The 7,214-nt window shown below is 74.7% G+C and carries 4 protein-coding genes; 1 reads left to right on the top strand and 3 read right to left on the bottom strand.

Features of this window, described 5'->3' with window-relative positions:
* Positions 1-33: 33 nt before the first annotated feature.
* The 3 genes from cimA to ACFXOZ_RS41490 all read right to left on the bottom strand — a co-directional run bounded on the left by cimA (position 34) and on the right by ACFXOZ_RS41490 (position 4,382).
* Positions 34-1,656 carry a citramalate synthase gene (cimA, locus tag ACFXOZ_RS41500; RefSeq protein WP_375897205.1) on the bottom strand — a complete coding sequence of 541 codons (1,623 nt, stop codon included), beginning with the start codon at positions 1,654-1,656 and terminating at the stop codon, positions 34-36.
* A gap of 361 nt (positions 1,657-2,017) precedes the next feature.
* Positions 2,018-3,130 carry a branched-chain amino acid aminotransferase gene (locus ACFXOZ_RS41495; protein ID WP_375897203.1) on the bottom strand — a complete coding sequence of 371 codons (1,113 nt, stop codon included), beginning with the start codon at positions 3,128-3,130 and terminating at the stop codon, positions 2,018-2,020.
* A 214-nt stretch (positions 3,131-3,344) separates the two neighbouring features.
* Positions 3,345-4,382, bottom strand: coding sequence for a 3-isopropylmalate dehydrogenase (locus ACFXOZ_RS41490; RefSeq protein WP_375897202.1), 1,038 nt, complete (start codon positions 4,380-4,382; stop codon positions 3,345-3,347).
* 185 nt (positions 4,383-4,567) lie between these two features.
* Between ACFXOZ_RS41490 and ACFXOZ_RS41485 the strand changes: the two genes are divergently transcribed.
* Entirely contained in the window at positions 4,568-7,042 is a 2,475-nt protein-coding gene (locus tag ACFXOZ_RS41485) for a YfhO family protein (RefSeq protein ID WP_380595240.1), read from the top strand.
* Positions 7,043-7,214 lie beyond the last annotated feature (172 nt).

Raw genomic sequence — 7,214 nt, 5'->3', positions numbered from 1 at the left:
GGGTCCGGCGGGCCGCCGTCGGGCCGGGAGCGGTCAGGCGGACGGCTCGGAGCGCTCCTCCGGCTCCAGCCCGGCCCGGATCAGGCCGTAGGTGTACGCGTCCTCCAGGGCCAGCCAGGAGGCGGCGACCACGTTGTCGGCCACACCGACCGTGGACCAGCTCGCGGTGCCGTCGGTGGACTCGATCAGCACCCGGGTCTTGGAGCCGGTGCCGTGCTGGCCCTCCAGGATGCGGACCTTGTAGTCCACCAACTCGAAGGTGGCCAGCGGCGGGTAGGTGCCCTCCAGGGCCGTCCGCAGCGCCTGGTCCAGCGCGTTGACCGGACCGTTGCCCTCGCCGACGGCGATCCGGCGCTCGCCCTTGGCCCACAGCTTCACCGTGGCCTCGTTGCCGGAGACCCCGCCCGGGCCCTGCTCGCTGATGGTCCGCCAGGACTCCAGGCGGTAGAAGCGGTCCCGGCTGCCGCGCACCTCGTCGCGCAGCAGCAGCTCGAAGGAGGCGTCGGCGGACTCGTAGGTGTAGCCGAGGTTCTCCTGCTCCTTCACCTTGGCCACCACCCGGCCGGCCAGGTCGCGGTCGGTGGAGAGGTCGTAGCCCAGCTCCTTGCCCTTGAGCTCCACCGAGGCCCGGCCGGCCATGTCGGAGACCAGCATCCGCATGGTGTTGCCGACCAGTTCGGGGTCGGTGTGCTGGTACAGGTCCGGGTCGACCTTGATCGCCGAGGCGTGCAGGCCGGCCTTGTGGGCGAAGGCCGAGAAGCCGACGTACGGCTGGTGGGTGGACGGGGCCAGGTTGACCAGCTCGGCGATCGCGTGCGAGATCCGGGTCATCTCGGCCAGCCGGCCCTCGGGCAGCACCCGGCGGTCGTACTTCAACTCCAGCGCGCCGACCACCGGGAACAGGTTGGCGTTGCCGACCCGCTCGCCGTAGCCGTTCGCGGTGCACTGCACGTGGGTGGCGCCGGCGTCCACCGCGGCCAGGGTGTTGGCCACCGCGCAGCCGGTGTCGTCCTGGGCGTGCATGCCGACCCGGGCGCCGGTCGCGGCGATCACGTCCGCGACGGTGTCCCGGACGCCGGCCGGCAGCATCCCGCCGTTGGTGTCGCACAGCACCACCACGTCCGCGCCGGCCCGGTGCGCGGTGCGCACCACGGCCAGGGCGTACTCGCGGTTGGCCCGGTAGCCGTCGAAGAAGTGCTCGCAGTCGAGGAAGACCCGGCGGCCCTGGCCGCGGAGGAACTCGACGCTGTCCCGGATCATCTCCAGGTTCTCGTCCAGCGTGGTGCGCAGCGCCAGCTCGACGTGCCGGTCGTGGGCCTTGGCCACCAGGGTGACCACCGGCGCGCCGGAGGCGACCAGCGCGGCCAGCTGCGGGTCCTCGGCGGCCTTGCCGCCGGCCCGGCGGGTGGCGCCGAAGGCGACCAGCCGGGCGTGGCGCAGCTCCAGTTCGGCGGCGGCGCGGGCGAAGAACTCGGTGTCCCGGGGGTTGGCCCCGGGCCAGCCGCCCTCGATGAAGCCGACCCCGAACTCGTCCAGGTGCCGGGCGATGGCCAGCTTGTCCGCCACCGTCAGGTTGATGCCCTCGCGCTGTGCGCCGTCGCGCAGGGTGGTGTCGAACACGTGGAAGCTGTCGTCGGTACGGCTGACCTCGGTCATGACCCCTGGTTCTCCGTTCGGGGAGGTTCGTACTGCTCTGCCGGATTCTCGTCCCGGCTCCACTGTCCAGGATCCCGCGCGCGGCCCCGGTGTCCCCGGGCCCCTTGTGGGGGCCGTCGGCCGGTCCGAGGAAACAAAAAGACCCCTCGCGGGTGCGAGAGGTCTGCGCGCGGGTCTGGACGCTCGTGGTCGCTCCGCATCGGGTCGTGCGGGAGCGGTCACTGCGGACCGGCGCGCCTGCTGCCAATAATCAGCGAAAGCGAGGACACGCCCGTAGCTTGGCACAGCCTCCGGGATCCGGCCCGCCCGTCTCGCGATGCGGAACGGGGCAGGCCGGAGGGGGTGCCCGGCGTCCGTGGGATCAGACGATCTTGTGCAGCCAGCCGTGGGTGTCGGGGCGCTGGCCGCCCTGGATGGCCAGCAGGGCCTTGCGCAGCTCCATGGTGACCGGGCCGGGCTCGCCGGTGCCGACGGTCCAGTCGGCGGCCGCGGACTTCACCGAGCCGACCGGGGTGATGACGGCGGCGGTGCCGCAGGCGAAGACCTCGGTGAGGGTGCCGTCGGCGTTCGCCTGCTGCCACTCGTCGGTGGAGATCTTCCGCTCCTCGACCGCGTAGCCCAGGTCGGCGGCGAGCTGGAGCAGCGAGTCGCGGGTGATGCCGGGCAGCAGGGCGCCGGACAGCTCCGGGGTGACGATCTTCGCGTCCGCGCCCTCGCCGAAGACGAAGTACAGGTTCATCCCGCCCATCTCCTCGACCCACCGGTGCTCGGCGGCGTCGAGCCAGACCACCTGGTCGCAGCCCTTCTCGGCGGCCTGGGCCTGGGCGACCAGCGAGGCCGCGTAGTTGCCCGCGCACTTGGCGGCGCCGGTGCCGCCGGGCGCGGCGCGGACGTACTCCTTGGAGAGCCAGACCGAGACCGGCTTGACGCCGCCCGGGAAGTAGGCGCCGGCCGGGGAGGCGATGATCATGAACAGGTAGGAGTTCGCCGGACGGACGCCCAGACCGACCTCGGTGGCGAACATGAACGGGCGCAGGTAGAGGCTCTGCTCCGGCTCGTTCGGGACCCAGGCCCGCTCCTGCTGGACCAGCAGCTCGACCGCCTCGACGAAGGCCTCCACCGGCAGCTCCGGCATCGCCAGACGGCGGGCCGAGGCCTGGAAGCGCAGGGCGTTGGCCTCGGGGCGGAAGGTCGCGATGGAGCCGTCGGCCTGGCGGTAGGCCTTGAGGCCCTCGAAGATCGCCTGGCCGTAGTGCAGGGTCATGTTCGCCGGGTCCATCTCCACCGGCGCGTACGGGACCAGCTGCGCGTCGTGCCAGCCACGGCCCTCGGTCCAGCTGACGGTGACCATGTGGTCGGTGAAGACGCGGCCGAAGCCAGGGTTGGTCAGCCGGGCCTGGCGCTCCGCTGCCGACAGCGGGTGGGCGGAGGGCTTGAGGTCGAACGTGATGGGCGCCTGGGTGGGCGTGCTCATGGCTGTTTCCTTCACCGTGGGGTTCGTTCGGGCCGCCACCGCCGAAGGAACGTTACGGCTCTCCAACGCCGGAACGAACGCACAACGGCACGGCCCACTGTCGATACTCGCATCCAGAGGGCCGTGCCGAACAGCTGCCCGCTCCTTGGGGAGCTGCAAGCTGCGGTTATGCGGAGCGGCCCGGCCGGCCGGATCCGCTCGGGTTCCGGCCGGCCTAGCCGGCTACTCGCTCGGCGAGCACGTCGCCGACCTCGGAGGTGGACCGGGCGCCCGAGCGCTCGGCGAGGTCCGCCGCGACGGCGGCCTCCACCCGGGCGGCCTCGGCGGCGAAGCCGAGGTGCTCCAGCAGCATGGCGACCGACAGCACGGTGGCGGTCGGGTCGGCCTTGCCCTGGCCGGCGATGTCCGGCGCCGAGCCGTGCACCGGCTCGAACATGGACGGGAACTCGCCGCTCGGGTTGATGTTGCCGCTCGCGGCCAGGCCGATGCCGCCGGTGACGGCCGCGGCCAGGTCGGTCAGGATGTCGCCGAACAGGTTGTCGGTGACGATGACGTCGAAGCGCTCCGGCTGGGTCACGAAGAAGATGGTGGCCGCGTCGACGTGCAGGTAGTCGGTGGTGACCTCGGGGAACTCCGCGCCGACCTCGGCGAAGATCCGGGTCCACAGGTGCCCGGCGTGCACCAGCACGTTGTTCTTGTGCACCAGGGTGAGCTTCTTGCGCGGCCGCGCCTGGGCCCGGCGGTAGGCGTCGCGCACCACGCGCTCGATGCCGTACGCGGTGTTCAGGCTGACCTCGGTGGCCACCTCGTGCGGGGTGCCGGTGCGCAGCGAGCCGCCGTTGCCGACGTACGGGCCCTCGGTGCCCTCGCGGACGACCACGAAGTCGATCGCCGGCTGACCGGCCAGCGGGGAGGCGACCCCGGGGAAGAGCCGGCCCGGCCGCAGGTTGATGTGGTGGTCGAAGGCGAACCGCAGCTTGAGCAGCAGCCCCCGCTCCAGCACCCCGGACGGGACGCTCGGGTCCCCGATGGCGCCGAGCAGGATCGCGTCGAAGGCCTTGAGCTCGGCCAGCACGTCGTCCGGCAGCGTCTCCCCGGTCCGGTGGTAGCGCCGGGCCCCGAGGTCGTACTCGGTGGTCTCCAGCTTCACGTCGGCGGGGAGCACGGCGCCGAGGACCTTGAGGCCTTCGGCCACCACCTCCTGGCCGATGCCGTCACCCGGGACAACTGCGAGACGAATGGTGCGAGACATGCTCGGACCCTACTCCGCCGTCCCAGGGGCTGACACCTCACGTCCAGCATGCGGACTCGTACGGAGGATCCCGGGGCTTCCCGACGGCGCGTCACCCCTCTGAGGGGGCGCGGGTGGCGGGAGGTGCGCCGGGGGCGCGCTTAGGGTGGCGGGGTCCGGGATTCCTGGCAGAACGGGGCGCGTGGGTGAAGGCCGAACGGCGGCGGGAGGTGCTGGTCTGCGGGGCCGCGGCCGGGCTGGCGACGGGCGCTTTCGCGCTGGCGGCGGCGGTGCGCGGGCGGTGGCCGGGCGGGGCCGACGCGATCGCCGTGCCGTACCACGCGCACCTGTGGGACCTGCTGCACGGGCAGGCCACCGGGGACCTGCTGTTCAACTGGAACAGCGGCTACGGCGTCCCGTTCCTGGCGGACTTCTTCGCCTACCTGATGAACCCGTTCTCCTGGCCGACCGCGCTCCTCCCCCGCGACCAGGGGCACCTCGCCGTCTTCCTGGTCGCCCTGGCCACCATCGGCCTCGGCACCGCCCTGATGGCCCACCTGCTCGGCCGGCTGCACCCCGGCCCCCGGTGGCTGCGGGTGTTCGCCGCCGTCGGGTACGGGCTCTGCGCCTGGGTGCTGGACATCGGCGGCGGGGCGCCGATGTGGCTGTGGGGCCTGGTCTCGCTGCCGCTGCTCGGCCTGGTCGGGGACTGGTGCCTGCACGAGCGCCGCTGGGTGGCCGGCGCGCTGTGCGTGGCGCTCGCCTGGGCGGGCAACCTCTACACCGCGGCGCTGGCCACCCTGATCGCCGGACTCCTGTTCGCCGTACGGCTGTTCGCCACCCCGCGCCCGTTCCGGCACCGGGTCCGGGCGACCGGGCGGGCGGTCACCCTGACCACCGCCGGGGTGCTGCTCGCCGCCCCCGTGCTGTTCGTCGCCGTGCGGGCCGCGCGCGGCGCCCAGCCGGAGTCCCCGGTGCAGCCGCTCGGCCCGTCCGGACTGGACGGGCACCTCGCCCAGCTGCTGCCCGCCATCACCGGCGGGCGGCCGCTTCCGGACGTGGCGATCGGGGTGCTCGGCCTGCTGCTGGTGTGCGGGCTGCCGTTCAACCGCCGGGTGCGGGTCCGCGAGCGGGCGGTCTGGTGCGCGGCGCTGCTGCTGGTGGTGCTGAGCTTCGTCTGGACCCCGACGGTGCTGGTCTGGCACGGCCTGGCGATCCCGGCCGGCGGGCCGTACCGGGTCTCCTTCGTGCTCAGCGGCCTGCTGGTGCTGGCCGGTTGGGTGTCGCTCGCGCACCGGCCGGACCGGGTGACCCTGCTGGGCGGCGCCGCGCTGACCGCGACGATCGCCGCGCTGGCGGCGGCCCGGGGCTCGGTGCACGCCTCCACCTGGGTGCTGCTGGGGGTCGGCGGCGCCGTCCTGCTGGCCGCGCTCGCGGCGCTGGACCGCCGGCACACCGACCGCCGGGTGACCGCGCTGGCCACCTGGGTGATCGGCGGCGCGGTGCTCGGCAACGCCGTCTGGTCCGGGTACGCGGCGCTCGGCGCGGCCCCCGACGACGGCGTCTCCCCCGCCGCCGTCCGGGCCGGGCACGCCGCAGTGCGGGCCGGCGCCGACTGGCCGGACCTGCGCAGCGACCCCGGCCCGCACGCCTTCACCCCCAACGACCCGCTGCTGCTGAACGGCCAGGGCGGCGGCTACTCCAGCGGCTACCTGCCGACCGTCGCCGCCCTGCTGCTGCACGACCTCGGCGCGGGCTGGACGGCCGGCGGGCGGCAGACCGGGGGCGTCACCGACCCGGTCGGCCAGGCGCTGTTCGGGGTCGGCGCCCACCTGGACGACGCACCGCGGCCCCCGGGCTTCACCGCCGTCCGGGCCCCCGCGCCGCCCCTGGTGACCGTGCTGCCGCCGGGCGCCCGGACGGCCACCTCCTCGGTCTGGTCCCGCCAGGAGTCGCTGCTCGGCAGCCAGGTGTACGACGCCCCGCTGCCCGTCCCGGCCGGCGGCCCGGCGCCCACCCTGCACGGCACCAGCGGCTGGTCGGTGCCGGGCGGTGCGGAGGGCACGGTGTTCACGGCCGCCTGCACCCCGGGCTCGACGGCGTACGTCCACCCGCTCTGGTACCGCGGCACGGTCAGCGGCCTGGGCACCGACTTCCGCAGCGACGGCGAGCAGCCCACCACGGCCGTGCCCGTGCACCGGCTGGGGACCGTCCCGGCCGACGGCACGGTCCGGGTGACCCTGCGCTCGGACGTGGTCAGCCAGATCCCCGCCCGCCCGATCGGCTGCCTGCGGGCCGACGCCCTGGCGGCCGCCGTCACCCGGCTCACCGCCGCCGGCGCCACCCGGGTCGAGGCCGGCGGCCACACCCTGACCGCCGCCCTGCCGGCCGGCTCCACCGGCACCGCGCTGTTCTCCGTCCCCGCCACCGAGGGGTGGACCTGCGCCGTCGACGGCGGCGCCCGCGTGGTGCCCACCCCGGTCCTCGGCATGATCGGCGTCCCGCTCGGCGGCGGCGCCGGCCGGGTCTCCTGCGCGTTCCGCCCGCCCGGCCTCACCGAGGGCCTCACCGTCGCCTCCGGCACCGCCGCCGTGTTCGTCCTGGTCGCGGTCTTCGCCCGGCTCTCCCGCCGCCCCACCCGCGTCCCGCGCCGCGAACGCCGACTGGCCGCACGGGACTGAGCGGACGACGCCAGGGGCGGACAGGGGCGAGGGGCGGGGCGGCGGGGGGTGGGGCGGGGGGTCGCCCGGGCGCCGAGTTACAACCCCACCCGCCCGCCGGGGGCGGCGCGGCCGCGCGGCGGGAGGGCGACCAGGCCGACCAGCAGGCCGACGGCGCCGGCCAGCTTGAGCG

The organism is Kitasatospora sp. NPDC059160 (assembly GCF_042755465.1).
GTDB lineage: Bacteria > Actinomycetota > Actinomycetes > Streptomycetales > Streptomycetaceae > Kitasatospora.
The sequence above is the reverse complement of the archived record's forward strand: the minus strand, read 5'-3'. Positions and strand labels throughout refer to the sequence as shown.